This window comes from Streptomyces sp. NPDC020489 (assembly GCF_044386545.1).
GTDB lineage: Bacteria > Actinomycetota > Actinomycetes > Streptomycetales > Streptomycetaceae > Streptomyces.
In genome coordinates this window covers 1-25,704 of the sequence record NZ_JBIRUZ010000006.1, presented here as the reverse complement: position 1 = coordinate 25,704, position 25,704 = coordinate 1, and the positions used below count along the sequence as shown (strand labels likewise).

At 72.4% G+C, this 25,704-nt stretch carries 20 protein-coding genes and 1 rRNA gene; 13 read left to right on the top strand and 8 right to left on the bottom strand.

What is annotated here, in order from left to right; all coding sequences use genetic code 11:
- Positions 1-103: 103 nt before the first annotated feature.
- From ACH41F_RS17240 to ACH41F_RS17225, 4 genes are all read right to left on the bottom strand, one after another.
- Positions 104-1,108, bottom strand: a complete 1,005-nt coding sequence (locus ACH41F_RS17240; protein WP_391231585.1) for a DNA-3-methyladenine glycosylase family protein — start codon at positions 1,106-1,108, stop codon at positions 104-106.
- A 92-nt stretch (positions 1,109-1,200) separates the two neighbouring features.
- The gene (locus tag ACH41F_RS17235; RefSeq protein ID WP_391231583.1) at positions 1,201-2,502 is read right to left on the bottom strand and encodes a coenzyme F420-0:L-glutamate ligase; all 1,302 of its coding nucleotides are present in this window, start codon (positions 2,500-2,502) and stop codon (positions 1,201-1,203) included.
- Positions 2,499-3,458, bottom strand: coding sequence for a 2-phospho-L-lactate transferase (gene cofD, locus ACH41F_RS17230; RefSeq protein ID WP_391231582.1), 960 nt, complete (start codon positions 3,456-3,458; stop codon positions 2,499-2,501). Before cofD ends, ACH41F_RS17235 begins: the two co-directional genes overlap by 4 nt.
- A 33-nt stretch (positions 3,459-3,491) precedes the next feature.
- On the bottom strand, positions 3,492-3,998 hold the full coding sequence (locus tag ACH41F_RS17225) for a cysteine dioxygenase (protein WP_398836436.1): 507 nt from the start codon (positions 3,996-3,998) through the stop codon (positions 3,492-3,494).
- Between the two features lie 594 nt (positions 3,999-4,592).
- Between ACH41F_RS17225 and ACH41F_RS17220 the strand changes: the two genes are divergently transcribed.
- From ACH41F_RS17220 to ACH41F_RS17210, 3 genes are all read left to right on the top strand, one after another.
- Positions 4,593-4,856 (top strand): WhiB family transcriptional regulator, encoded by a 264-nt coding sequence (locus ACH41F_RS17220; protein ID WP_020137941.1) that lies wholly within the window; start codon positions 4,593-4,595, stop codon positions 4,854-4,856.
- A 216-nt stretch (positions 4,857-5,072) separates the two neighbouring features.
- Positions 5,073-8,705, top strand: a complete 3,633-nt coding sequence (locus ACH41F_RS17215) for a glycosyltransferase (protein ID WP_391231580.1) — start codon at positions 5,073-5,075, stop codon at positions 8,703-8,705.
- Positions 8,702-10,228 carry a DUF5719 family protein gene (locus ACH41F_RS17210; RefSeq protein ID WP_398836432.1) on the top strand — a complete coding sequence of 509 codons (1,527 nt, stop codon included), beginning with the start codon at positions 8,702-8,704 and terminating at the stop codon, positions 10,226-10,228. The genes ACH41F_RS17215 and ACH41F_RS17210 overlap by 4 nt, the downstream gene beginning before the upstream one ends.
- Positions 10,229-10,232: 4 nt before the next feature.
- On the opposite strand, the gene ACH41F_RS17205 is transcribed toward ACH41F_RS17210, so the two are convergent.
- A complete protein-coding gene (locus ACH41F_RS17205) occupies positions 10,233-10,685 on the bottom strand; it encodes a metallopeptidase family protein (RefSeq protein ID WP_391232325.1) in 453 nt (150 codons plus the stop codon).
- Between the two features lie 291 nt (positions 10,686-10,976).
- Between ACH41F_RS17205 and ACH41F_RS17200 the strand changes: the two genes are divergently transcribed.
- From ACH41F_RS17200 to ACH41F_RS17175, 6 genes are all read left to right on the top strand, one after another.
- Entirely contained in the window at positions 10,977-11,399 is a 423-nt protein-coding gene (locus tag ACH41F_RS17200) for a DUF3499 family protein (RefSeq protein WP_391232324.1), read from the top strand.
- Positions 11,400-11,578: 179 nt separating this feature from the next.
- The gene (locus ACH41F_RS17195) at positions 11,579-12,943 is read left to right on the top strand and encodes a phosphomannomutase/phosphoglucomutase (protein WP_391231578.1); all 1,365 of its coding nucleotides are present in this window, start codon (positions 11,579-11,581) and stop codon (positions 12,941-12,943) included.
- Positions 12,944-13,133: 190 nt separating this feature from the next.
- Positions 13,134-13,304, top strand: a complete 171-nt coding sequence (locus ACH41F_RS17190) for a Trm112 family protein (RefSeq protein ID WP_391231577.1) — start codon at positions 13,134-13,136, stop codon at positions 13,302-13,304.
- 125 nt (positions 13,305-13,429) lie between these two features.
- Positions 13,430-14,557, top strand: coding sequence for an SIS domain-containing protein (locus ACH41F_RS17185; protein ID WP_391231576.1), 1,128 nt, complete (start codon positions 13,430-13,432; stop codon positions 14,555-14,557).
- Between the two features lie 41 nt (positions 14,558-14,598).
- Positions 14,599-15,750, top strand: a complete 1,152-nt coding sequence (gene manA / locus ACH41F_RS17180; protein ID WP_398836428.1) for a mannose-6-phosphate isomerase, class I — start codon at positions 14,599-14,601, stop codon at positions 15,748-15,750.
- Between the two features lie 124 nt (positions 15,751-15,874).
- A complete protein-coding gene (locus ACH41F_RS17175) occupies positions 15,875-16,858 on the top strand; it encodes a cation diffusion facilitator family transporter (protein ID WP_391231574.1) in 984 nt (327 codons plus the stop codon).
- 100 nt (positions 16,859-16,958) lie between these two features.
- Here the strand turns inward: ACH41F_RS17175 and lepB are convergent, their stop codons facing one another.
- On the bottom strand, positions 16,959-17,639 hold the full coding sequence (lepB, locus tag ACH41F_RS17170) for a signal peptidase I (RefSeq protein ID WP_391231573.1): 681 nt from the start codon (positions 17,637-17,639) through the stop codon (positions 16,959-16,961).
- 378 nt (positions 17,640-18,017) lie between these two features.
- Positions 18,018-20,120: a fructose-specific PTS transporter subunit EIIC gene (locus ACH41F_RS17165; RefSeq protein ID WP_398836424.1), complete on the bottom strand. Its 2,103-nt coding sequence runs from the start codon at positions 20,118-20,120 to the stop codon at positions 18,018-18,020.
- 483 nt (positions 20,121-20,603) lie between these two features.
- Here ACH41F_RS17165 and ahcY point away from each other — a divergent pair, with 483 nt between their 5' ends.
- Together ahcY and ACH41F_RS17155 are read left to right on the top strand one after the other, a co-directional pair.
- The gene (gene ahcY / locus ACH41F_RS17160) at positions 20,604-22,061 is read left to right on the top strand and encodes an adenosylhomocysteinase (protein ID WP_398836422.1); all 1,458 of its coding nucleotides are present in this window, start codon (positions 20,604-20,606) and stop codon (positions 22,059-22,061) included.
- A 208-nt stretch (positions 22,062-22,269) separates the two neighbouring features.
- Positions 22,270-22,884, top strand: coding sequence for a hypothetical protein (locus tag ACH41F_RS17155; RefSeq protein WP_398836420.1), 615 nt, complete (start codon positions 22,270-22,272; stop codon positions 22,882-22,884).
- 31 nt (positions 22,885-22,915) lie between these two features.
- On the opposite strand, the gene ACH41F_RS17150 is transcribed toward ACH41F_RS17155, so the two are convergent.
- On the bottom strand, positions 22,916-23,923 hold the full coding sequence (locus tag ACH41F_RS17150) for an RDD family protein (protein WP_398836417.1): 1,008 nt from the start codon (positions 23,921-23,923) through the stop codon (positions 22,916-22,918).
- Between the two features lie 130 nt (positions 23,924-24,053).
- Between ACH41F_RS17150 and ACH41F_RS17145 the strand changes: the two genes are divergently transcribed.
- Both ACH41F_RS17145 and ACH41F_RS17140 read left to right on the top strand, forming a co-directional pair.
- Entirely contained in the window at positions 24,054-25,061 is a 1,008-nt protein-coding gene (locus ACH41F_RS17145; protein ID WP_391231567.1) for a stage II sporulation protein M, read from the top strand.
- 558 nt (positions 25,062-25,619) lie between these two features.
- Positions 25,620-25,704 (top strand): 16S ribosomal RNA (locus ACH41F_RS17140); the annotation flags it as partial.

The window sequence follows — 25,704 nt, the reverse complement described above, 5'->3', positions numbered from 1 at the left end:
CCAGGGCCGAAGCGGGGGTCTGGGGGCGGCAGCCCCCAGGGTCGGGACGGGCAGGGGCGGCGGGGGCGAGAACACCCAGGGACAGCCGGCGCGCACCCCGCCCTCACCACCGCCCGATGTCCACCCGCGGCATCTTCGGCGCCCGCCGCCCCGGCGTCCGCCCGCTCAGCAGGATCAACCGCGCCGCCCGATGCCGCTGCCCGGCGTACGGCTCCAGCAGCGACAGCATCACGGCGTCGTCCGCGTCCCGGTCCCCGGCCAGCGCCCAGCCGACGATCCCCGGCAGATGCAGATCCCCCACGGTCACCGCGTCCGCCGCCCCGTGGCTGCGCTGCACCACCTCCGCGGACGTCCAGGGCCCGATCCCCGGCACGACCTCCAGCCGGGCCTGCGCCTCGGCCGGAGCCATCCCGACCGCCTGCTCCAGGCGCGCGGCGACCCGCACCGCCCGCAGGATCGTCGACGCGCGCTTGTTGTCGACGCCGGCGCGATGCCACTCCCAGGACGGGATCAGCGCCCAGGTCCGCGGGGCCGGCATCACCCACAGGCGCCCCCCGGCCGCGGGCCCCGGCGCCGGCTCGCCGAACTTGCGTACCAGCAGCCGCCAGGCCCGGTACGCCTCGTCGGTCGTCACCTTCTGCTCCAGGACCGACGGGATCAGCGACTCCAGGACCAGCCCCGTGCGCGTCAGCCGCAGCCCGGGCCGCCGGTGCTGCGCCAGGGCCAGCAGCCGGTGCCGCGGCGCGAACGCGGACGGGTCGTCGCCCGCGCCCAGCAGCCGGGGCAGCCCGTCGAGCAGCCACTCCGCCCCCGGCCCCCACGCCTCCCCACGCACCTCGCCGCCGACCGCGGACACCCGCAGCGTCCCCGGACCGGCGGGCGTGAGACTGGCCCGCCACACCGACCCGTCCGGCATCGCCCGGAAGGTGGGGTCGGCGGGTCCCCGCCGCAGCGGACCGAGCACCAGCCCGAGATCCAGGGGCCCGTCCGGCACGTACGTGCGCGTCCGGCCCGGGGCCGGCACCGGCCGCGGCACCCCGGACGGCACCCCGACATGCCCGCCGCGCACGGTCGTACGCGTGGGCCGGGGGGTGAAGCGTCCTGCCACGATGGAAGTCCCGGGTGAGGCGGAGCGGGCCTGTGAGGGCCCGGTGAGAGTCCTACGAGCGTAGAGGCACCAGGGGTGCGGATGTGCCGCTCTCACCGCACCTCGATGAACATCCCCGCGTCCCGGTCCGGCCGCGGCCGTGGCTCCTCGGCGGGATGGCCGACGGCCACCGCCCCCATCGGGTCCCAGTCCTGCGGCAGTTCGAGCACCTCGCGCACCACGTCCCGGCAGAACATCGTCGAGGACACCCACGCCGACCCCAGCCGCTCGGCGGCCAGCGCGACGAGGAAGTTCTGCACCCCGGCCCCGGTCGCGACGACGAACATCTCCCGCTCGGCCCCGTCGCGACGCGGATCGCCGTAGTGGTGCGAGCCGTCCATCACGAGACACGGCACCACCAGGTACGGCGCGTTGCGCAGCACGTCCCCGCGCCTGACCCGCTTGGCGATCGACTCCTCGGTCTTGCCGTCGCGCCGCAGGTCCGCGACCCAGGCGTCCCGCATCGCGTCCAGCAGCCGCGTCCGCGACTCCTCGGACTCCAGCAGTACGAAACGCCACGGTGTGGTGTGGTGCGGCGCCGGCGCGGTCACGGCGGCGGCGACCGCGCGGCGCACCGCACCGGGGTCGACCGGCTCGTCCGTGAAGGCCCGCACGGTACGGCGCTGGGTCACCGCCTGGCGGATCGCCTCGGAGGTGCCGAGCCGGAACATGTCGTCGCGCGCGCCGCGCACCAGGGCGCCCGCCCCCTCGCCGTGCTCCTCGGCGACCACGTGCGCCAGCCCGCGCACCACCGCCACGGGCAGCCCGGCGGCCTTCCCCTTCACCAGGTCACCGGCCGCGGCGAGTTCGTCGGCGGTGGCGACGACCGTCGCGCTGAGCGGATTGCCGTACGCGTCCGTGCCGCCGCGCAGGTCGTCCAGGACGTGCACACCGGCGGCGCCGATCGCGACGTCGGTGAGTCCCGCGCGCCAGGGGCGCCCGAAGGTGTCGGTGACGAGGACGCCGACGTCGACGCCGAGCAGCTCGCGCAGCCCCTCACGGATCGTCCGGGCGGAGGCGTCGGGGTCCTCGGGCAGCAACAGCACCGTGCCGGCCGGGGTGTTGGAGGCGTCGACGCCGGCCGCGGCCATGATCAGGCCCTGCCGGTTCTCGACGATACGCAGGGCGCCGCGCCTGGCCACCACCCGGACGGTCTCGGCGTCGATGGCCGCCTCCCGGTCGGCGGCCCGGACGATCCGGCCCTCCGCCTTGGAGACGATCTTCGAGGTGACGAGCAGGACGTCACCGTCGGCGAGCCCCGGCTCGGCCGCGGCGATCAGCTTGGCGAGGTCGTCGCCCGCCGCCACCTCGGGCAGGCCGGGCACGGCCCACGCGCGGAAGCCGTCCGTGCTCACGAGACCCGCACCTCCTCGGCCAGCGCGAGTGCCGCCCGGGCCATCTCGGCGGTCGCGTCGAGGTCGCTCATCATCAGCGGTACGGCCCGGCAGCGGATCCCCGCCGACTCGATCCGCTCCACGGAGCCCGCGTCGACCATGTCGACGAGCCAGCCGTCCAGCAGTCCCGACCCGTAGTGCTCGGCCACCGCCGCCGCCGTGGACTCCACGCCCACCGCGGCGAGCACCTTGTCGGCCATGCCGCGCACCGGCGCGCCCCCGACGATGGGGGACAGGCCCACCACCGGCACCCCGGCCTCGGCGATCGCCTCGCGGATGCCGGGCACGGCGAGGATGGTGCCGACCGAGACGACGGGGTTGGACGGCGGGAAGAGGATCACGTCGGCCTCGGCGATCGCCTCCAGGACGCCGGGGGCCGGCTTCGCCTGCTCCGCGCCCACCGGCACGATCGCCTCCGCCGGGACCGAGGCCCGCAGCCGCACCCAGTACTCCTGGAAGTGGACCGCCTTGCGCTCGCCGTCGACCTCGACGGCCACATGGGTCTCCACGCGGTCGTCGGACATCGGGATCAGCCGGACGCCCGGCTGCCAGCGGTCGCAGAGCGCCTCGGTGACCGCGCTCAGCGGATAGCCGGCGCCGAGCATCTGGGTGCGCACGATGTGCGTGGCGAAGTCCCGGTCACCGAGCCCGAACCACTCCGGGCCCACGCCGTACGCCGCGAGCTCCTCCTTGACGTGGAAGGTCTCGTCGGCGCGGCCCCAGCCCTGCTCCTCGTTGATGCCGCCGCCGAGCGTGTACATCACCGTGTCGAGGTCCGGGCAGACCTTCAGCCCGAACAGGTGGATGTCGTCCCCGGTGTTGCCGATGACCGTGATGTCCGCGTCCGGCACGGCCCGCTTCAGACCGCGCAGGAAACGGGCACCGCCGATGCCGCCTGCCAGAACCACGATTCGCATGGCTCAAGTCTCGCAGGCGGGTACGACAACGCGTCAGGCGGTCACCGGACGCGGCTCGGTGCGCGCCTCGCAGTGCGGGGCGGTGTGCATCGGCATCTCGGTGAGGCCCGGGTAGTAGACGTGCAGGCTTATGGCCGGCTCCAGGGTGTCGTTGACGACCTCGTGCACATAGCCGGGTGCGAAGACCCGCTGGGCGCCGGCCGCCAACGTGCGCGTGCCCCGTTCGGTGCGCTCGGTCAGCTCGCCGTCCAGGACGGTCAGCACACCGAAGGAGCGGCCGTGGTCGTGCGGCCCGCTGCCCTGACCGGGGACCCAGGTCAGCAGCCAGACCTCGTAGCCGGGGCCGGTGCGCAGCCGGTGGTACCAGCGCGTGGTGGCGTCGTAGCGGACCAGGTGCTCCCACTCCGAGCGGTCGGCGGCGATCGCGCGGGCCAGGCCGACGAACTCGGCGACGGTGGCCGGGTGCTCGCGCGGCGGCTGAAGGAGGTGCTGGACCTCGAGGAGGTCACCGGCGATCTGGAGGTCGTTGTCGCTGTTCATGGGTGCGTGGTTCCTCAGTGAAAGAAGGTCAGAGGGAACGAGGAGCCGGGTCACGCGCGGTGACGCGGCCTTCAGCCGGAGCGGGTGGGGCTCAACAGCTGGAACAGCGACAGCAACAGCTACAGCGAGCGCGGGCAGCACCGTGGGACCCGGCGGTGCGGGTCGAGGTGAGTGCCAAGTTCGCGAGCATGCCCACAAGGACAGCGGTTCACACCGGCACTGTCAACTCGACACCGGTAGGTGGGACCGGTTTCACCTCATCCGGTTCATCTGAGAGGTGAAAGGTTTGTTCAGAAGGGTTCGGGGACACAAGGCGCTTCACCGGGCGCGCGGAACGGGAACGAAGTCCTGGGCGTCCTCCTTGGTACAGGTCCTGCGGGGGCGACAGCCCTCCCGGGCCCCGTCTGCTTGTCAAGGTTTATGGCGATTTGAACACTTTCCGCTAGGCCTTGGTTCCGCAGAGTGAATAAGGGGCCCAATAGCAGATCTCGGCTTGACTCGCCCGGAGCAGCACACTTGTAATTTCACTCGTGTCGTTCAGCCGAAATCGGTAACGGCCACCGCACGGGGACGCGAAACAGACGAGGGGCGCACATGACCGAGACGGTGCAGCAACTGCTGGTCGACGACGCGGACGAGGAACTCGGCTGGCAGGAGCGCGCGCTGTGCGCCCAGACCGACCCCGAGTCCTTCTTTCCCGAGAAGGGCGGCTCCACCCGCGAGGCCAAGAAGGTCTGCCTGTCGTGCGAGGTCCGCTCCGAGTGCCTCGAGTACGCCCTCGCCAACGACGAGCGGTTCGGCATCTGGGGCGGTCTGTCGGAGCGGGAGCGCCGCCGCCTGAAGAAGGCCGCCGTCTGAGACCGACGGCACGCGCACGCCGTCAGGACGTCGCGCGGGAAGCGCGGCAAGGCGTCGCACGCACATACGGGACTTACGGCCCGTCGCGGGTGGGTTGTCCACAGGCGGCGGGCCGTCGTCATGGGCAGCCGATAGTGTGGTCGCTCGTCCGAGACACCCCGCCCCCACACGGCACAGGTGTCCACCGCAGTCCACCGAACCGGGGCCCGTACCTCGATGTCCGTGCACAGCCACACGGCAGCCCACGACGCTGCCACTCCTGAGTTCCCGCGTCATGTGGTGACCGCGGTCCTCGTCTCCCACGACGGCGCCCGCTGGCTCCCCGAGGCGCTCGCCGGGCTGCTCGGCCAGGAGCGCCCCGTCCAGTTCGCCGTGGCCGCCGACACCGGCAGCGCCGACGACTCCGCGCGGCTGGTCACCGAGGCCCTCGGCCCCGACCGCGTCCTCCACCTCGCCCGCCGCACCGGCTTCGGCCAGGCCGTCGAGGAGGCCAACCGCAGCGCGCCCCTCCTGACCCCGGAGGAGCTGCCCTATCTGAAGCGGCCCAGCGGCTGGGACCCCGTCACGCGCACGTGGCGCGACGACGCCTACGACCTGCCGGAACTCCCGCACGGAGAGCCGGTGCAGTGGCTGTGGCTGCTGCACGACGACAGCGCCCCCGAACCCGACGCCCTGGCCCAGCTGCTGCGGGTCGTGGACAACGAGCTGGAGCTCGGCCGGGACGACGTCGCCGTCGTCGGCCCCAAGCTCCGCGGCTGGTACGACAAGCGGCAGCTCCTGGAGGTCGGCGTCACCATCGCCCACTCCGGCCGCCGCTGGACCGGCCTGGACCGCCGCGAACAGGACCAGGGCCAGCACGACCAGGTACGGCCCGTGCTCTCCGTCTCCACCGCCGGCATGCTCGTGCGCCGCGACGTCTTCGAGGAACTCGGCGGCTTCGACCGACGGCTGCCCCTGATGCGGGACGACGTCGACCTGTGCTGGCGCGCCCAGTCCGCCGGCCACCGCGTCCTCGTCGCCCCCGAGGCCGTCGTCCGGCACGCCGAGGCGGCCTCCCGCGAGCGCCGCGCCGTCGACTGCGTCGGCCGCACCGCCGCCTCCCCGCACAAGGTCGACAAGGCGGGCGCCGCCTACACCCTGCTCGTCAACAGCCGTACCGCCCTGCTGCCCTGGATCCTGGTGCGGCTCGTCGTCGGCACCGTGCTCAGGACGGTCGCCTACCTCGTCGGCAAGGTCCCCGGACAGGCCCTCGACGAGATCCGCGGTCTGCTCGGCACCCTGCTGCGGCCCGAGCGGATCATCGCCGGACGCCGCAGCCGCGGTACGCCGGTCGTCGACAAGGACGAGCTGCGGCCGCTGTTCCCGCCGCCCGGCGCGACCGTGCGGGCCACCGTCGAACAGGTCGCGGGCGACCTGTTCGGCAGCTCCGACCCCGAGGCCACCTCGGGCGCGGGGCGGCACGGCGGCGCGGTCGAGTCGGGACCCGGCGGCGACGACGCCGACTTCCTGGAGATCGAGCAGTTCGCACGCGTCAAGCGCATCGCCCGCAAGCCGGGACCGGTGCTCTTCCTGGTGCTGCTGCTCGTCTCGCTGGCCGCCTGCCGCGCGCTCCTCGGCGGCGGCGCGCTCGCGGGCGGCGCCCTGCTGCCCGCCCCGGCCGACTCCGGCGAGCTGTGGTCGCGCTACCTGGACTCCTGGCACGCGGTGGGCACCGGAGGCACCACCCCCGCCCCGCCGTACCTGGCGCTCGTCGCGATGCTCGCCTCCGTGCTGTTCGGCTCGACGGGCGTCGCGATCACCGTCCTCCTCGTCTGCTCGGTCCCCCTGGCCGGCGTCACCGCCTACTTCGCCTCCCGCCCGCTCGTCGAGTCCCGGCTCCTGCGCGCGTGGGCGGCCGTCGTGTACGCCTTCCTGCCCGCCGCCACCGGCGCGCTGGCCGGCGGCCGCCTCGGCACCGCCGTCCTCGCGATCCTGCTGCCGCTCATCGCCCGCGCGGGCGTCGCGGCCGCCGGCCTCACGAAGTCGCCCGACACGCGCGGCAGTTGGCGCGCCACCTGGGCCTACGCCCTGCTGCTGACGATCACCACCGCGTTCACGCCGATCGTGTGGCCCATCGCGCTGATCCTCGCCCTCGGCGTCCTGGCCGTGCGCCGCGCCGACATCGCCGCCTACGGCCCGCGCTTCCTGGCCCAGCTCGGCACGCCCCTGCTGATCCTCGCGCCCTGGTCGCTGACACTGCTGCCGTTCGGCTTCTTCGACGAGGCGGGCCTGGAGTACGGCTCGTCGGCGGCCTCCGCGACCGACCTGCTCGGCGCGAGCCCCGGCGGCCCCGGCACGGTCAGCGGCCTGATGCTGATCGGCGTCGTCCTGGCCGCGCTGGCCGCCCTGCTGCGCTCCGAGCGGCAGCCCGGCATCTGGGCGGCCTGGGCGGTCGCCCTGGTCGGCCTGGTCTTCGCGGTCCTGTCCAACGGCTCGACCTGGGCAGGCCCGGCGACCCTCGTCTACGGCCTCGCCCTGCTGGCCGCCGCCGTCCTGGGCGCGGACGGGGCACGCGCGCGGGTCGCCGAGCAGAGCTTCGGCTGGCGCCAGCCGGTCGCCGCGCTGATCGCCTTCGCCGCCGCCGCGGGCCCGCTGCTCATCGCCGCCGGCTGGATGCTGCGCGGCGCCGACGGCCCCCTGGAGCGGCGCGACCCGGTGCAGGTGCCCGCGTTCGTCGCCGAGGACGCGGGCAACAGCGACCGGGCCCGCACCCTCGTCCTCGACAGCGACTCCGCCGCCCACGTCGGCTACACCCTGGTCCGCGGTTCCGGCGTCCGCCTCGGCGACGCCGAACTCGCCGCCTCCGACGGGGAGAACGGCCGCCTGGACAAGGTCGTCGCCAACCTGGTCGCCGGCTCCGGCGCCGACCAGTCCGACGAGCTCGGCAAGTTCGCGGTGCGGTACGTGCTGATCCACAAGGGCGCCCCGCGCGAGGTGACCCGCGTCCTGGACGCCACCCCGGGCCTGACCCGGCTCAGCCAGCGGCACGGCAGCGCGCTGTGGCGCGTCGACCAGGACGTCGCCCGCGCCACCATCGTCTCCGGCTCCGGCACCCCGACACCGGTCGCCGCGGGCCCCGTCGACATCCACACCACGATCCCGGCCGGCGCCGACGGCCGCACCCTGCGCCTCGCCGACAGCGCGGCCGAGGGCTGGACGGCCACCCTGGACGGCAAGCCCCTCACCCCGACCACCGTCGACGGCTGGGCCCAGGGCTTCGAACTCCCCGCCTCCGGCGGCACCCTGGACGTCACCTACGACGACCCGATCACCCACACCGCCTGGCTGTGGGCCCAGGGCTTCCTCGCCCTCGTCCTCGTGGTCCTCGCCCTGCCGGGCCGCCGCCGCGACATCGACGACGACCTCCCCGAGGAGGAGCGGGCGATCCCCGCCCAGGCGACGGAGGGCGAGGGCCGCCGCGCCCGCCGCCTGCGCGCCCAGGCGGAGGCCGACGAGGCCCCCCAGGGCGACCGGCCCGACGCTCCCGACGCGCGGGAGACCCCGGTGCCGGTCCCGCAGCAGCAGTCCTACGGCGACTGGGAGCAGGCGAGCCACACGAACGCCGAGTACACCTCCTACGCCGGCGACCCGTACCAGCCCGCCCAGCAGTACCCGGCGGGCGGCTACGACCAGCAGGGCTACGCGGACCCGTACCAGGGCGGCCAGTACGACCCCTACGCCTACGGCGGCCAGGGACAGCAGCCGTCGTACGACCAGTACGGGCAGCCGTACGAGCAGGGTTACGACGCCACGTACGACCCGGCGCAGCCGCAGCAGCACGGCGAGCGTCCCGACGGGAGCCAGCAGTGAACCGCACCACCGTGTCCCTGATCGCCTGCGCGACCGCTCTCGCCGCCGTCACCGGGTTCGCCACGCTCACCGCGCCCGAGGCGTCCGGCCCGGACACCGCCAAGGCGGCAGCCGAGCTGCCCGTGGAGCGCACGAGCCTGCTCTGCCCGAGCCCGAGCATCTCCGACCTCGCCGAGACCTCGTACACGTCCTTCACACCCGTCACCCGGGGCGCGGGCAACGCCGGCAAGGCCGAACTCGCCGCCGCGGCACAGGACTCCGGGGACGGCGGGGACGCGAAGGACAAGGACGACAAGGGCGAGAAGGGCGGCAAGGGCGGCAAGAAGACCGCCAAGCCGGTCCTCACGCCCGAGAAGCCCGGCACCCCCGTCACCGGTGACACCTCCGGCGGTGACGCGCCCGCGCTCGTCGGCACCGCCACGGGAAGTCTCGCCCCCGGCTGGACCGTGCAGGAGACCACCGAGGTCGCCGCGGGCACCGGACGCGGCCTCCAGGGCGTCGCCTGCGCCCCGGCCGACACGGAGTTCTGGTTCCCCGGCGCCAGCACCGACGCGGACCGCACCGACTACGTCCACCTGACCAACCCCGACGACTCGGCGGCCGTCGTCGACGTCGAGCTGTACGGCAAGGAGGGCGCCCTGGCGGCCCCGGCCGGCGAGGACATCACCGTCCCGCCGCACTCCAGCGAGCCGATCCTGCTGTCCACGCTCGTCAGCGACCGGCAGACCAACCTCACCGTGCACGTCAACGTGCGCAGCGGACGGGTCGGGGCCGCCGTCCAGGCGCTCGACGACAAGATCGGCGGCGACTGGCTGGCCGCGGCCACGGACCCGGCGCCCAGCCTGGTCCTGCCGGGCATCCCCAAGGACGCGACCGACGTACGCCTGGTCGCCTTCACGCCCGGGGACGCGGACGCCGACCTGAAGGTGCGGCTCGCCTCCCCCTCCGGTCTGATCACGCCGGCCGGGAACGAGACGCTGCACGTCAAGGCGGGCATGACGACCGCCGTCGACCTGGGTGACGTCATGCGCGGGGAGGCCGGCTCGCTGGTGCTGACGCCGACCGACCAGTCCGTGCCGGTCGTCGCCGCGGTCCGGGTCACCCGCGGCAAGGGCGACAAGCAGGAGACCGCGTTCATCCCCGCCACGCACGCGATCGGCCGGCGCGCCACGGCCGCCGACAACAGCGCCAAGGGCGCCACGCTCTCCCTCGTCGCCCCCGGCCGCTCCGCACAGGTCAAGGTGACGGCGTCGGCGGGCAGCGACGGCGGCAAGGCGGTCTCCAGGACGTACACGATCAAGGGCGGCACCACACAGGACGTCGAACTGCCGGTCCCGAGCGGGCTGAAGGGCACGTTCGCGCTGACCGTCGAGCCGGTGTCGGGCGGTCCCGTCCACGCGGCACGGACCCTGGCGGCCACCGAGGACGGCGCCCCCGGCTTCACGGTGCAGACCCTGCCGGACGACCGCGGCATGGTCCGGGTGCCGGAGGCGGACCAGGACCTGTCGGTGCTGCTGAAGTAGCCGCTCAGTCCTCGCCGTAGCGCGGGTCGACCGTCTCCGGGGTCAGCCCCAGCAACTCGGCGACCTGCTCGACGACCACCTCGTGCACCAGGGCCGCGCGTTCCTCGCGGCCCTTGGTGCGGATCTCCACGGGACGGCGGTAGACGACCACGCGCGCGGGGCGGCCCTCGCGCGCGGCGACGGCGCCGCCCAGCGGGACCGCCTCGTCGTTCCAGGTCCGGCCGTCGGGGCTGCCCAGGTGCGGGACCTCCAGGACCAGGAAATCGATGTCGGCGAGCTGCGGCCACCGTCGTTCCAGGCGTTCCACGGAGTCCTGCACCAGGTCCGCGAACGCCTCGGCACGGCTCGCCGCGAGCGGGACCTGGGGTGGCGCGATCGGGCCGCGCATGCCCCGGCCGTGGCGATCACGTCGGCGGGGCCCGGGGCCGGCGGCACGGGGCGGTACGGGGTTGTCCATCACCGGTGAAGCGTAGTCCCCGGCGGGGCCGGGTGCCCGGGTCCACGCGGGGTGCGGGCGGTCTTCGGCCACCGCGCACGGCATGTCGCAGGATGACCATTCCAGCCAAGGTTGAACTCGATTCCATATCTCTCCGAGACCGTCGATCTCCCGTCAATTGACCTTGTTTGTACCGACTGGTGATCGGACCGGAGGCCGCCCGAGACCGCGGAACGCGGTGTCCATGCAGGTCAGCAAGGTGTGCCCAAGGGGGCGAGTGGGACGTTTCACGCCACGACACAGTGGAGTGACCTGAGAGAGAGTCGTCGCGGCCCGCTCAAGAGTGCGGTACCGTCCAACGTCGTGAGCCCTGTACGTCGCTGTTCGCGCACCGCTTGCGGCCGCCCCGCCGTCGCGACGCTGACGTACGTCTACGCCGACTCGACCGCGGTCCTCGGCCCGCTCGCCACCTACGCCGAACCCCACTGCTACGACCTGTGCGCCGAGCACTCCGAGCGCCTCACCGCCCCGCGCGGCTGGGAGGTCGTCCGCCTGCTCGACAGCTCGGCCCCCGCCCGTCCCAGCGGCGACGACCTCGAGGCGCTGGCCAACGCGGTCCGCGAGGCGGCCCGCCCGCAGGAGCGCGCCGCCCAGGCCGGCGGTCGCCGCTCGGCGGACCCGATGGAGGTCGCGCGCCGCGGCCATCTGCGGGTGCTGCGCTCACCGGACAACTGAGCCGGACCGACCGAGCGGCATCGAACGACCGGGTTCGCCGGGCCTCTTCGACTTCCTGTGTTCTTACGCATGCCAGGGTGCTGACCTGCCCAGGTGCCGAGCGCCGGGCGCCCGGCACGGACCGCCGGCGGGGGCGGGTAGTTTGGGGCGACCGACAGGACGTTGAGAAGGGTTAGGCCGTGGCCGCTGATCTGTCACAGCTCGTGAAGGCGTACGACGTGCGCGGTGTCGTACCCGACCAGTGGGACGAGACGCTGGCCGAGCTCTTCGGGGTCGCCTTCGTCCAGGTGACCGGCGCGAGCGCGATCGTGGTCGGCCACGACATGCGGCCCTCGTCCCCGGGTCTGTCGCGGGCCTTCGCGCGCGGGGCGGCCGCCCAGGGCGTCGACGTCACCGAGATCGGCCTGTGCTCCACCGACCAGCTGTACTACGCCTCCGGCGCCCTGGACCTGCCCGGCGCGATGTTCACGGCCTCGCACAACCCGGCCCAGTACAACGGCATCAAGATGTGCCGCGCGGGCGCCGCCCCGGTCGGCCAGGACACCGGCCTCGCCCAGATCCGCGAGCTGGCGGAGGGCTGGAGCGAGTCGGGCGGCCCGGCCCCGGCGGCGACGCGGGGCACGATCACCCGGCGGGACACCCTGGACGACTACGCGGCCCACCTGCGCTCCCTGGTCGACCTCACCGCCATCCGCCCCCTGAAGGTCGTCGTCGACGCGGGCAACGGCATGGGCGGCCACACCGTCCCCACGGTCCTCGCGGGCCTGCCCCTGGACGTCGTGCCGATGTACTTCGAACTGGACGGCACCTTCCCCAACCACGAGGCCAACCCCCTCGACCCCGCCAACCTCGTGGACCTCCAGAAGCGCGTCCGCGAGGAGGGCGCCGACCTCGGCATCGCCTTCGACGGCGACGCCGACCGCTGCTTCGTCGTCGACGCGCAGGGCGACCCGGTCTCCCCGTCCGCGATCACCGCGCTCGTCGCCGCGCGCGAGCTCGCCCGGCACGGCGGCGAAGGCGTGATCATCCACAACCTGATCACCTCCTGGTCCGTCCCAGAGGTCGTCCGCGAGAAGGGCGGCACACCCGTGCGCACGCGTGTGGGCCACTCCTTCATCAAGGCCGAGATGGCCAGGACCGGCGCGATCTTCGGCGGCGAGCACTCCGCGCACTACTACTTCAAGGACTTCTGGAACGCCGACACCGGCATGCTCGCCGCCCTCCACGTCCTCGCCGCCCTCGGTGGCCAGGAGGGGCCGTTGTCCGCCCTCGTCGCCGAGTACGACCGCTACACCGGCTCCGGCGAGATCAACTCCACGGTCGCGGACCAGAAGGGCCGCCTGGCGGCGATCCGCTCCGCGTACGAGGGCCGGCAGGACGTCACCCTCGACGAACTGGACGGCCTGACCGTCTCCGCCACCGACTGGTGGTTCAACGTCCGTCCGTCCAACACGGAGCCCCTGCTGCGCCTGAACGCGGAGGCGCGGGACGAGGCGACGATGGCGAAGGTACGGGACGAGGTGCTGGGGATCATCAGGGCCTGATGCGACCGGCGTGCGCCCTCGCCCCACCGCGCCCGCACACCCCACCGCGCCCCGCTCCGCCCCACCGCGCCCCGACCAACTCCCCACGCCCCCCGACCCCCCGCGCCCACCCCCTCACCGGCGGTACCCTGACCAGGCACATCCGCACACGCACGCACAGGCATCCGCACCGCCCCCGAAGGGACACCCCATGCCGCTCGAAGCCGGCCTCCTGGAGATCCTCGCCTGCCCGGCCTGTCACGCCCCGCTCAAGGAGCAGGACACCGAGCTGATCTGCACCAGCACGGACTGCGGCCTGGCCTACCCCGTCCGCGACGGCATCCCCGTCCTCCTCGTCGACGAGGCCCGCCGCCCCGCGTAAGCGGCACCGGCGACCCGGCTACGCACGACCCGACGCCACGGCACCGCCGAACCGGCACCACCGCGCCCCGGCGACCGCGAGACCCGCGTACCGACGACCCCGTCGAACCCAGGAGGCTTCCGCCCATGCTCGACGAATCGCTGCTCGACACCCCCGAGGCGCTCGCGGAGGCCGACCGCCGAGGCCTGCTCCGCGGCGCCGCCGAGGCGGGCGCCCGCGTCCGCACCGCGCTCCGGCACGCCGCCGAGGCCGGCGTCAACGACCTCAAGCCCGACGGCCGCCCGCGCGCGGTCCTCATCGCGGGCCCCGGCGCCGCCGCCACCCACGTCGCCGCCCTCCTCGGCACCCTCGCCGGCGCCGGCAGCCCCGTGACCCGCCTGGCGCCCACCGGCGTCGCCCCCGCGGCCGGCGCCCTGCGCTGGGAGCTGCCGGGCTGGACCGGCTCGGTCGACCTGCTCCTGATCGCCACCCCCGACGGCACCGAACCCGGTCTGTCCCTGCTCGCCGACCAGGCCTACCGGCGCGGCTGCGCGGTCGTCGCCGTGGCCCCCGCCGGGACCCCGCTCAGCGAGGCCGTCCAAGGCGCCCACGGCCTCTTCGTACCGCTGGCGACGGCCCCGTACGAGCAGCGGGAAGCCCTCGCCGCGTCCGCCCCCGGCGTGCTGTGGGCGCTGCTCACCCCGCTGCTCGCGATCCTCGACCGCACCGGTCTGCTGACCGCGCCGCCGGACGCCCTGGAGAAGGTCGCCGACCGCCTGGACCACATCGCCGAACGCTGCGGGCCGGCCATCGCCACCTACAGCAACCCCGCCAAGACCCTGGCCGCCGAACTCGCCGACGCGCTCCCGGTGGTCTGGACGGAGGGCGTCTCGGCGGGACCCGCGGGCCGTCGTTTCGCCGCCGCCCTCGCCGAGCTCGCCGGCCGCCCCGCGCTCGTCGCCGAGCTGCCCGAGGCGCTCGCCGCGCACAGCGCCCTGCTCGCCGGACCGCTGGCCGCCAGCGCCGATCCCGACGACTTCTTCCGCGACCGCGTGGAGGAGGCACCCGCGCTGCACGCGCGCGTGGTGCTGCTGCGCGACCGCCCCCTCGGCGGCCTCAGCGCCGCCCCCGCCGCCCGTGACCTGGCCCTGAGCCACGACACCCCCATCAGCGAGCTGGAACCGGAGGAGGGCGGCGAACTGGAGACCCTCGCGGAACTGATCGCCGTCACGGATTTCGCCGCTGTTTACCTGGCGCTCGCCTCCGGCGCCTGATCATGCTCGGGACGCTCTGACCGCCGTACAGAAAGAACCCCATGGACCGCCTCGACAACACGATCCGCCCCTACGCCTGGGGTTCCACCACGGCCATCCCCGAGCTGCTCGGCGTCGCCCCGAGCGGTGAGCCGCAGGCGGAGATGTGGATGGGCGCCCATCCCGGCGCCCCCTCGCGCACCGCGCGCGGGACGCTCGTCGAGGTCATCGAGGCCGATCCGGAAGGGGAGTTGGGCGCGCGGACCGTGGCCAGGTTCGGCCCCCGCCTGCCCTTCCTCCTCAAGGTCCTCGCCGCCGGGGCTCCCCTCTCCCTCCAGGTCCACCCCGACCTCGCCCAGGCGAAGGAGGGATACGCGGACGAGGAGCGCCGCGGGATCCCGATCGACGCCGGGCACCGCAACTACAAGGACGCCAACCACAAGCCCGAACTCATCTGCGCGCTCACCGAGTTCGACGGCCTGTGCGGCTTCCGCGCCCCGGACCAGACCGCCGACCTGCTCGCCGGCCTCGGCGTCGACTCCCTCAAGCCGTACGTCGATCTGCTGCACGCCCACCCCGAGGACGCGGCGCTGCGCGAGGTCCTGACGGCCGTACTCGGCGCGGACCGCGAGGAGATGGCCCGTACGGTCGGCGAGACCGCGGCCGCCTGTGCCCGCCTCGGCGGCGCGTACGCCCCGTACGCCGACATCGCCCACCACTACCCGGGCGACCCCGGCGTCATCGCCGCGATGCTCCTCAACCACGTCCGACTCCAGCCCGGCGAGGCCCTGTTCCTCGGCGCCGGCATCCCGCACGCCTACCTCAGCGGCCTCGGCGTCGAGATCATGGCCAACTCCGACAACGTCCTGCGCTGCGGTCTGACCCCCAAGCACGTCGACGTGCCCGAACTCCTGCGCGTCGTCCGCTTCGAGGCCGCCGACCCGGGGGTGCTGCGCCCCGAGGCGTCCCCGGACGGCGAGGAGGTCTACGAGACCCCCATCGACGAGTTCCGGCTGTCGCGGTACGTCCTGCCCGAGGGCGGAGCCGCCCACGACCTGACCCGCCCGACCCCGCAGATCCTGCTCTGCACGGCCGGTTCCGTCCGGGCCGGCGAACACCGGCTCGGCCCCGGTCAGTCGGTCTTCGTTCCCGCAGGTGAAAAGGCGGAGGTGACGGGTACCGGTACGGTCTTCCGCGCCGGCGTGATCGTATGACCGCACTTGTGGACAGCTGACGCGGCGGATGCGGCCAGGGCTGCAACAATGGCCCCCCGGCAAAGGCCGGGCAAAGCCCACGAGGGGCACCCGGGACAGCGTAGGGAAGGGACAACGCGAACTCATGAGCGCGTCAGGCGGAACCAAGGCGATCGTGGCGGCACTGGCCGCCAATCTCGCGATCGCGGCATCCAAGTTCGTGGCGTTCCTCTTCAGCGGCTCGTCGTCGATGCTCGCCGAGTCCGTCCACTCGCTCGCCGACTCCGGCAACCAGGGCCTGCTCCTGATCGGCGGCAAGAAGGCCCAGCGAGAGGCCACCCCGCAACACCCGTTCGGGTACGGCCGCGAGCGCTACATCTACGCCTTCCTCGTCTCCATCGTGCTCTTCTCGGTCGGCGGCATGTTCGCGATCTACGAGGGCTACGAGAAGATCAAGCACCCGCACGCGATCGAGCACTGGTACTGGCCGGTCGGCGTCCTCGTGTTCGCCATCATCGCCGAGAGCTTCTCTTTCCGGACGGCCATCAAGGAGTCCAACGGCCTGCGCGGCAAGCAGTCCTGGAGGGACTTCATCCGCCACGCCAAGGCGCCCGAGCTGCCCGTGGTGCTGCTGGAGGACTTCGGCGCGCTGGTCGGTCTGGTCCTCGCCCTCGGCGGCGTCGGCATCGCCCTCGCCACCGGCGACGGCGTCTGGGACGGCATCGGCACCCTCTGCATCGGCGTCCTGCTCATCGTCATCGCGATCGTCCTGGCCGCGGAGACCAAGTCCCTGCTGCTGGGCGAGGCCGCGGGTCTGGAGGCGGTCCGGAAGATCGAGGCCGCGATCGTCGACGGCGACACCGTCACCGGCGTCATCCACATGCGCACGCTCCACCTCGGCCCCGAGGAACTGCTGGTCGCCGCCAAGATCGCCGTCGAGCACGACGACACCGCGAGCGAGGTCGCGAACGCCATCAACGCCGCCGAGGCACGCATCCGCGAGGCCGTCCCGATCGCCCGCGTCATCTACCTCGAGCCCGACATCTACAGCCGCGCCGAGGCCGCCAAGGGCCCGGACCGCGAGGCCACGCCCGGGGGACCGGCACAGCACGACACCGCCGGACACTGATCCGCACACCACCGCCAGCCACGAAAGGGGCCCGCCGGAATCCCGGCGGGCCCCTTCGCCGTACGACACGCGTCCTCGTCCCGGGGCTCTGCCGCGTCGTTCAGCCCTGCAAGGCCCAGGGCGGCGGAGGCGGCACCGCGGCCCGCGCCTTCCGCCGTACGACCAGGGCGGCGATCCCGAGCCCGGCGGCGACCAGCACCAGCACCACGCCGATCATCATCGCCGCCCCGAGCGCCGTCGGCACCGTGTGGTCGTCGAGCACCCGGCCCCGGACCGCGGACGCCGGAAGCGTGCCGCCGTGGTCCTCGGGGAAGGCCCGCGAGTCACGAGCGTTGGCACGGTGGTCGCCCAGCACGAACAGCCGCCCCTCGGGGACCCGCACGTCGTAGGAGTCCGGGTAACCGCCGTGGGCGTCCCCGTCCTGCACGTACGGCTCCCGCAGCGGCTTCCCGTTCAGGGACAGCCGGGAGCCGGAGCCCTCCCCCGTGCAGCACACGACGCGGTCGCCGGCGACACCGACGACCCGCTCCATCACCAGCCCCTCGGAGCCGTACCGCTCGGGATCCGAGAACACCACCACGTCGCCGCGCCGCACCTCGCCCGCGTCGATCCGCTCGTACACGATCCGGTCGCCCGGCCCGTACGTCGGCGTCATGCTCTCGCTCGACACGACCGTCCCGCCGAACGCGTACCGCCCGTACCCGATCCCGCCCAGCACCGACAGCAGACCCACCAGCCCCACCACGACAGCCGCGATCCCCAGCCCCCGAGCCTTGCCCATCACCACTCCTTCGCCACGCGGACCACCTGCGGCGGAGAGAGTAGCGGCGGGGTGTGAACGGACGGTGCGGGTGTCGGGCCCTGGGGGCGTCGGAGCTGGGGTGCCAGAGCCTGGGGGTGCCCCAGACCCTGGGGTGTCGGGTCCTGCGGATACCGATCGCTGCGGGCCTCGGACCCTGGAGGTGTTGGCCCCTGCGGGCGTCGACCCATGCGGGTACCGGCCCTTGCGGGCGTCGACCCCTGCGGATACCGGCCCTGCGGGTACCGCCCTGCGGGCGTCGGACCCCCGGGGTGTCGGGCCCCGCGCGTACCGGCCCCCGCGGGTACCGGCCCCCGCGGGCCGTGCCCCGAAGGACACGCCCCGCAGGGTCCCGTCGGCCTACCGGATCTCGCCCAGCACCTCCAGGACCGCCCGCTCGTCCGAGGCCGCCGTCAGCCGCTCCCGGAACCCGGCGTCCATCAACTTCCGCGACAGCAGCGCCAGGATCCGCAGGTGCTCGTCACCCGCGGCCGCCTCCGGTACGGCGATCATGAACACCAGCCTGGCCCGGGTGCCGTCCAGCGAGCCCCACTCGATGCCCTCGGCGGACCGCGCGAACCCCACGACCGGCGCGGTCACCGCGTCCGTCTTGGCGTGCGGGATCGCGATCTCCTCACCGAGCCCGGTCGTCCCCTGCGCCTCACGCCGCAGCGCGGTCGCCACCAGCTCGTCCACATCCGCGACCTTGCCGCTGCGCGCCAGCAGCCCGGCCATCTCCCGGACGGCGGCCTCCTTGTCCCGCGCGTCAAGCTCGACCTTCACGGTCTCCTCGGTCAGATAACCGGAGAGGACCTCAGTCGGGTCGTCCTCGCCGCGGGGCGCCGCACCTTCGACGGCCACTGCCGCAGGCTCTCGTACGACCTTCTGCGCGACGGCGACGCCGGTACCCGTACCCGGCACCGCGCCCGCCCCGGTCGGCACCGCGCCCGCGCCCGTCCCGGCCGGCACCGGCTCAGGCCCGGCCGACGGCACGCCGGTGACCGTCTCCCCGCGTCGCTTCCGCTCGGCGAGGTCGACGAGGGCGACCGTCGTCAGCGCGGTCACCAGCGAACCGATCACCACGGCCACGAAGAACATCGGCACGCCGCTCACCGCGCCCAGCACCGCCACGATCGGTCCGCCGTGCGGGACCGCGTCCTCGACCCCGGCGACCCCGGCGATCGCGCCGGCCACCGCACCGCCCAGCATGTTGGCGGGGATGACCTGCGCGGGGCGCGCCGCCGCGAACGGGATCGCGCCCTCGGAGATGCCGAAGCAGCCCATGAAGAGCGAGGCGAGCCCGGTCTCGCGTTCCTGCTCGGTGTACAGCCGCTTCCGCACCAGCGTGGCGAGGCCCTGACCCAGCGGCATGACCGGGATCGCGGCCGCGCACATGCCCATGACCGTCTGGTTGCCGGTCGCGATGAGACCGGCCCCGAACAGGAACGCCGTCTTGTTGACCGGCCCGCCCATGTCGAACGCGATCATCAGTCCCAGGATCGCGCCGAGCAGGATCGCGCTGGTGCCGGTCATCCCGCTCAGCCAGTCGGTCAGGTGCTCGAACACCCAGGAGATGGGCCTGCCGATGACGTAGATGAAGAACAGTCCCAGCGCCGTGGTCGCCACGATCGGGATCACGATGATCGGCATGATCGGCTGTACGAACCTCGGGACCCTGACCTTCTTGATCCACAACACCAGGTACCCGGCGAGGAACCCGGTCACGATGGCGCCGATGAAGCCCGCGCCCGCCTCGGAGTCGTACAGCGAGCCGGTATTGGCTATCCAGCCACCGATCATGCCGGGCACGAGGGCGGGGCGGTCTCCGATGGCGTACGCGATGTATCCGGACAGGATCGGCACCATCAGCGTGAAGCCGATGACGCCGATGTTGTTCACATCCATCCAGAAGGAGTCCTTCGGGATGACCAGACCGCCGGAGGGGTCCGTGTGCCCGCCGAGCGAGAGCGAGATCGCGATCAGCAACCCGCCGACCACCACGAACGGGATCATGTAACTGACGCCGTTCATCAGCGCCTTGTAGGTGACGCCGCGTTCCTTGCCGGTGCCGGCCGACGGCCTCGGGGCCCCGCCGGACACGTGCACGGGCGCCGACCGCACCCGCTCGATCAGCTGCTCGGGATGGTGGATCCCCTCCGCCACCCCGACGGTCAGGACCCGCTTGCCCACGAAACGGCTCAGGTCCACATCCTTGTCGGCCGCGACGATGATGCCGTCAGCGGTGCTGACATCGTTGTCATCGAGGATGTTTTCGGCCCCGATGGAGCCCTGCGTCTCCACCTTCATGTCGATGCCGCGGCTCTCGGCGGCCTGCGCGAGTTTCTCCGCCGCCATGTACGTGTGCGCGATGCCGGTGGGGCAGGCGGTCACCGCGAGCAGCTTCAACCGCCGCTGCTCGTCACTGCCGTCGCCCGTGGGGGGAGGGTCGGCCGAACTGGTCACGTCGATCTCCTAACGCCGTTGTTCGCGCGGAACGCCGTCCCGGACGCCCCGCAAGACCGATCAGATGGTGCCGATTCACGGCGCCGATCCCCTGCATCCTGCAGCACGCGTTGCCGTGCTCAAAGGCTCGAACCTCCCGGATTGTCATGACCTGTTGGCTCCTGGGCCGGCGATCGTGGGTGTCCTGTTATCGATGTCATGCTCACAACGTCCTCCTCTCGTGACCGCCTCGTGCTCCGCTCGACGGGTTCGACGGTGGACTGGGGGCGCCCGGGCGTACCGGTGTAGCTTGGGACGGAGCCAGACGTCGCTGCTGATGGCGGTCGGGCGGTCCCGATGCGGACCGGCCGAGGGAGAGAGGGCCTCCGACGGACTGCGCTGCGCGCACGCGGGCATGCTGTGCCCTCTTCTCGGGCACCCCTGTGTCCGTCGCCGCGCAGACCAGCCCTACCCACTCGCCCCAACCCGGAGGAGCAGCTCCCCATGACGACTGTCGACAACCGACAGGACTTCAAGGTCGCCGATCTCTCCCTGGCCGAGTTCGGCCGCAAGGAGATCACCCTCGCCGAGCACGAGATGCCCGGCCTGATGGCGATCCGCAAGGAGTACGCGGAGGCGCAGCCGCTCGCCGGCGCCCGCGTCACCGGCTCCCTGCACATGACGGTGCAGACCGCCGTCCTCATCGAGACCCTGGTCGCCCTGGGCGCCGAGGTCCGCTGGGCCTCCTGCAACATCTTCTCCACCCAGGACCACGCGGCCGCCGCCATCGCCGTCGGCCCGAACGGCACGCCCGACAACCCCCAGGGCGTCCCGGTCTTCGCCTGGAAGGGCGAGACCCTGGAGGAGTACTGGTGGTGCACGGAGCAGGCGCTGACCTGGCCGAACACCCCCACCGGCGGCCCGAACATGATCCTCGACGACGGCGGTGACGCCACCCTCCTCGTCCACAAGGGCGTCGAGTACGAGAAGGACGGCAAGGTCCCCTCGGTCGACACCGCGGAGAACGAGGAGCACCGCGTCATCCTCGAGCTCCTCAACCGCACCATCACCAACGGCTCGCAGAAGTGGACCCAGCTCGCCTCGGAGATCCGCGGCGTGACCGAGGAGACCACGACCGGCGTCCACCGCCTCTACGAGATGCAGCGCGACGGCCTCCTGCTGTTCCCGGCGATCAACGTGAACGACGCCGTGACCAAGTCGAAGTTCGACAACAAGTACGGCTGCCGGCACTCCCTGATCGACGGCATCAACCGCGCCACCGACGTCCTCATCGGCGGCAAGACCGCGGTCGTCTGCGGTTACGGCGACGTCGGCAAGGGCTGTGCGGAGTCGCTGCGGGGCCAGGGTGCCCGGGTCATCGTCACCGAGATCGACCCGATCTGCGCCCTCCAGGCCGCGATGGACGGCTACCAGGTCACGACCCTGGACGAGGTCGTCGACAAGGCCGACATCTTCATCACGACGACCGGCAACAAGGACATCATCATGGCCTCGGACATGGCCAGGATGAAGCACCAGGCGATCGTCGGGAACATCGGTCACTTCGACAACGAGATCGACATGGCCGGCCTCGCGCAGATCCCCGGGATCGTCAAGGACGAGGTCAAGCCGCAGGTCCACACGTGGACCTTCCCCGACGGCAAGGTGATCATCGTGCTGTCGGAGGGGCGTCTGCTGAACCTGGGCAACGCCACCGGCCACCCGTCGTTCGTGATGTCCAACTCCTTCGCGGACCAGACGCTGGCCCAGATCGAGCTGTTCACCAAGCAGGCCGAGTACCCGATCGGCGTCTACACGCTGCCCAAGCACCTCGACGAGAAGGTCGCCCGGCTCCACCTCGACGCGCTCGGCGTGAAGCTCACGACACTGCGTCCCGAGCAGGCCTCGTACATCGGTGTCGACGTCGACGGCCCGTACAAGCCGGACCACTACCGCTACTGAGCAGTCGGCTCAGCACCCGCTGAGTACCGATCCCGCTGAGCAGTGATCCCGTGATGAGCGCGCCGGTGCGCTGACGCGCTCATCACCAGCAGGTCCTCCGAGGCAGGCCCCCGCACCCCCGTGCCGGGGGCCTGCCCCTTTGGCCGCCGCGACCCGACCAGTCCGCGCCGTCACACCCGGACCAGCCCCGTCAAGACCCAGGACCCCCATGCCCCGCGGCCGTTATTCGCTCCACGATCCGCACGATCACACCCCCCTCGCAGAAGAGCACTTCCACTGCGCCCCCGGACCTTCCGGCTGGCGCTACGTCGCCCAGCTGACCACCCCCGCGGGCGACCACTCCGGCTCCGTCGACCTCGCCCTCGACGAACTCGGCCGACCCATCCGCCTCGAACTGCACGCCACGAGCTGGCAGGTACGCGGAGCAGCCCTCGACGGGGTCACCTGGGTCCGCACGGATCCCACCGGGACTCACGCCACGGAAGGCAACGTCCGCGCCCACGCCTTCACCGGCACATCCCCCGCCTTCCTCATCGCCACCGCCCGTCTCCTACGCCTCACCCCTTCCGCGTCCGCCACCCGCGTACGACTCGTCGCCTTCACCGACCCGGTCCTCGCCCCGCGCACCGTGGACCAGTCCTGGGCACTGGTGAAAAGCGAAGCACACGCCACTGACAACGGCCCCCTGACCGTGGACGAATACCAGGTCACAGCCCTGGACACGGGCGAGCAGCACATCGTGCACATCGCCGGGGACGTGGTCCTCTCCGCCCCCGGCATCGAGCTGGAGGACCTCGAATCACCACCGTCCGCGTTCGCGTAGCGGAGGAGGAGAAGGCCCGGCCGCCCTACGGCTAGGCGGGGGGCGCGAATCCGGTGCCAGGACGCTCGGACGAAGGCAGACCCCGGGACGAGGCGGGCGCCGGTCTGGCGTCGGGAGAGGGCCCCTGGGACACGGGGTTTGAGCCGTGGACGCCGGCCTGAGCGGTCGGAGCCGTGACCGGCGGAACCGGCGGAACCGGCGGAACCGGCTGAGAGGGCCGTGCTCCATAGACCCCCGCCGCACCGACCCCAGGCTCCACCGCGGCAGTCGTCCCGCCCGCACCCGCCGAGCCACCGCTGAAGGACCGCCGAGCCTCTCGGACCTGGCGCTCCTGCACCACCGCCGCCAAATACGCCGCCGCCGGCACACCCTGCGGCGCCGGGGTGCCGGTACGCGCCGACAGATCAGAGGCGAGCCGCTCGGCCATCGCCCCGCCGACCTGCGGGTCGAGCTGCTGCATACGCCCGAGGTACTGCCGGATGGCGAGCCACAGACCATCCGGAACGGCCGACAGGTCCAGCGCGGAGAAACGCCCGGCCAGCCAAGGCGGCGGCGGAGGCAGGAACCCGGCGTGCGAGACCGGCACCCGTTCCCGTACGACCAGAGTCCCCGCGAACACGTCCCCGAGCCGCCGCCCTCGCGCCGACACAAGGGACGCGATACAGGCGACGACCCCGAAGGTCAGCAGGATCTCGATGACACCGATCCCGCCCCGCACCAGGGCGTGCCGGAACCGGATGGGCCCGCCGTCGTCCCGCACCACACGCAGCCCGCACGCCATCTTGCCGAGCGATCGACCGTGGCTGAGCGTCTCGACCGCGATGGGACCACCCACCAGGACCAGCACGAACGCCGCCAGAGACACCGCGAACTGCGCCGCCTCGTCCAGAGAGGCGGTGGAAGCCACCAGCGCGATGGTCACGAGCACATAGACGATCACACCCACCAGCAGATCGAGCAGCACGGCCAGCGCCCTGCTCGGCAGCCGCGCCGGACGCAGTTCCAGCGCCACCGCCTCGCCCGTCACCAGCTCACTCACGCCCGCCGCCCTTCCCCTGACCCGCCCTGAGATGGGCCAGTCTGCCAAGCTGAGGACGCATCGCGTCGCAGTACGACAAGCTGACCACCACGACGAGTCGCCGACGAACAGCCGAGGAGCAGCCGAACCGATGGACCTCGACGTCTTCGTCTCCGCTCACCGCGCGGAGTGGGATCGCCTCGACGCCCTGATCCGACGCCAGCGAAGGCTCACCGGTGCCGAGGCCGACGAACTCGTCGCTCTCTATCAACGTACGGCCACCCACCTCTCACTGATCCAGTCCAGCGCCCCCGACCCTCAGCTCACGGGCCGGCTCAGCCAGCTCGTGGCACGCGCGCGTAGTGCCGTGACAGGCACCCGCCGCCCCTCTTGGCGCGACGTCACCCACTTCCTCGCACACGGCTTCCCCGCGGCGGTCTACCGAGCGCGCCACTGGTGGGTCCCCACCGCCCTTCTCTCCACGGCGGTGGCAGTCGCCCTGGGCTGGTGGATCGGGACTCATCCGGAGGTACAGGCCACGATCGCCGCCCCCAGCGAGCTGCGCGAGCTCACGCGCCCCGGCGGTCAGTACGAGTCGTACTACTCGAGCCATCCCGCGGCCTCCTTCGCCGCGCAGGTCTGGACGAACAACGCCTGGGCCGCCGCGCAGTGCCTGATCCTCGGCGTCTTCCTGGGGCTCCCGGTGCTCTGGATCCTCTTCCAGAACATGCTCAACCTCGGCGTCGGCTTCGGTCTGATGTCCTCGGCCGGCCGCCTCGACACCTTCCTGGGCCTCGTCCTGCCCCACGGTCTGCTGGAGCTGACCGCGGTGTTCGTGGCCGCGGGAACCGGCATGCGCCTTGGCTGGACGGTCATAGACCCGGGGCCACGCACGCGACGAGCCGCCCTCGCGGAGGAAGGCCGAGCGGCGATAGGCATGGCGATCGGCCTCGCCCTGGTCCTCTTCGTGTCCGGCGCGATCGAAGGCTTCGTCACCCCTTCCGGCCTGCCCACCTGGGCCCGCATCACCATCGGAGTCGTCGCCGAACTCGCCTTCCTCACCTACGTCTACGTCCTCGGTGGACGAGCGGTTCGCGCCGGGCACACGGGCGACCTGGAGGCAGCCGAACGCAGCGCGGCTGTCCCCATGGCCGCCTGATGTGCATCCGGGGCTGCTGAGCTGCTACTGTCCTCTTCGCCCCACAGGAGCCGTTGACACGGTGCCAGCGGGGAGGTAGATTCGAACAGTTGCCTGGAACTGGATCTGATCCGGTCGGCGAGTGTGAGTGTCTGTCTGCTTCTCGAAACGTCGATTTCGAAGAAGCCCCTCCCGATGAAATCGGAAATGAGTGGCCGGTCAGTCCGGTCCGGAACTTCTGATAAAGTCGGAGTCGCCGGAAAGGGAAACGCGAGAGCGGGAACCTGGAAAGCACCGAGGAAATCGGAACCGGAAACGGTCTGATAGAGTCGGAAACGCAAGACCGAAGGGAAAAGCCCGGAGGAAAGCCCGAGAGGGTGAGTACAAAGGAAGCGTCCGTTCCTTGAGAACTCAACAGCGTGCCAAAAATCAACGCCAGATTTAGTTGATACCCCGTCTCCAGCCACTTGGCTGGGACGAGGTTCCTTTGAAAAAACACAGCGAGGACGCTGAGAACGATCATCTTATTCCGGTGGTTGTTCCGCTCTCGTGATGTGTGCACCCGATCACGGGTAAACATTCACGGAGAGTTTGATCCTGGCTCAGGACGAACGCTGGCGGCGTGCTTAACACATGCAAGTCGAACGATGAACCACTTCGGTGG

Coding starts and splice junctions, on each gene's coding strand:
- ACH41F_RS17185 (WP_391231576.1), top strand. CDS start 13,430: ATGCTCGACGAATCGCTGCTCGACACCCCCGAGGCGCTCGCGGAGGCC.
- ACH41F_RS17145 (WP_391231567.1), top strand. CDS start 24,054: ATGGACCTCGACGTCTTCGTCTCCGCTCACCGCGCGGAGTGGGATCGC.
- ACH41F_RS17175 (WP_391231574.1), top strand. CDS start 15,875: ATGAGCGCGTCAGGCGGAACCAAGGCGATCGTGGCGGCACTGGCCGCC.
- manA (WP_398836428.1), top strand. CDS start 14,599: ATGGACCGCCTCGACAACACGATCCGCCCCTACGCCTGGGGTTCCACC.
- ACH41F_RS17205 (WP_391232325.1), bottom strand. CDS start 10,685: ATGGACAACCCCGTACCGCCCCGTGCCGCCGGCCCCGGGCCCCGCCGA.
- cofD (WP_391231582.1), bottom strand. CDS start 3,458: ATGCGAATCGTGGTTCTGGCAGGCGGCATCGGCGGTGCCCGTTTCCTG.
- ACH41F_RS17155 (WP_398836420.1), top strand. CDS start 22,270: ATGCCCCGCGGCCGTTATTCGCTCCACGATCCGCACGATCACACCCCC.
- ACH41F_RS17225 (WP_398836436.1), bottom strand. CDS start 3,998: ATGAACAGCGACAACGACCTCCAGATCGCCGGTGACCTCCTCGAGGTC.
- ahcY (WP_398836422.1), top strand. CDS start 20,604: ATGACGACTGTCGACAACCGACAGGACTTCAAGGTCGCCGATCTCTCC.
- lepB (WP_391231573.1), bottom strand. CDS start 17,639: ATGGGCAAGGCTCGGGGGCTGGGGATCGCGGCTGTCGTGGTGGGGCTG.
- ACH41F_RS17190 (WP_391231577.1), top strand. CDS start 13,134: ATGCCGCTCGAAGCCGGCCTCCTGGAGATCCTCGCCTGCCCGGCCTGT.
- ACH41F_RS17215 (WP_391231580.1), top strand. CDS start 5,073: ATGTCCGTGCACAGCCACACGGCAGCCCACGACGCTGCCACTCCTGAG.
- ACH41F_RS17220 (WP_020137941.1), top strand. CDS start 4,593: ATGACCGAGACGGTGCAGCAACTGCTGGTCGACGACGCGGACGAGGAA.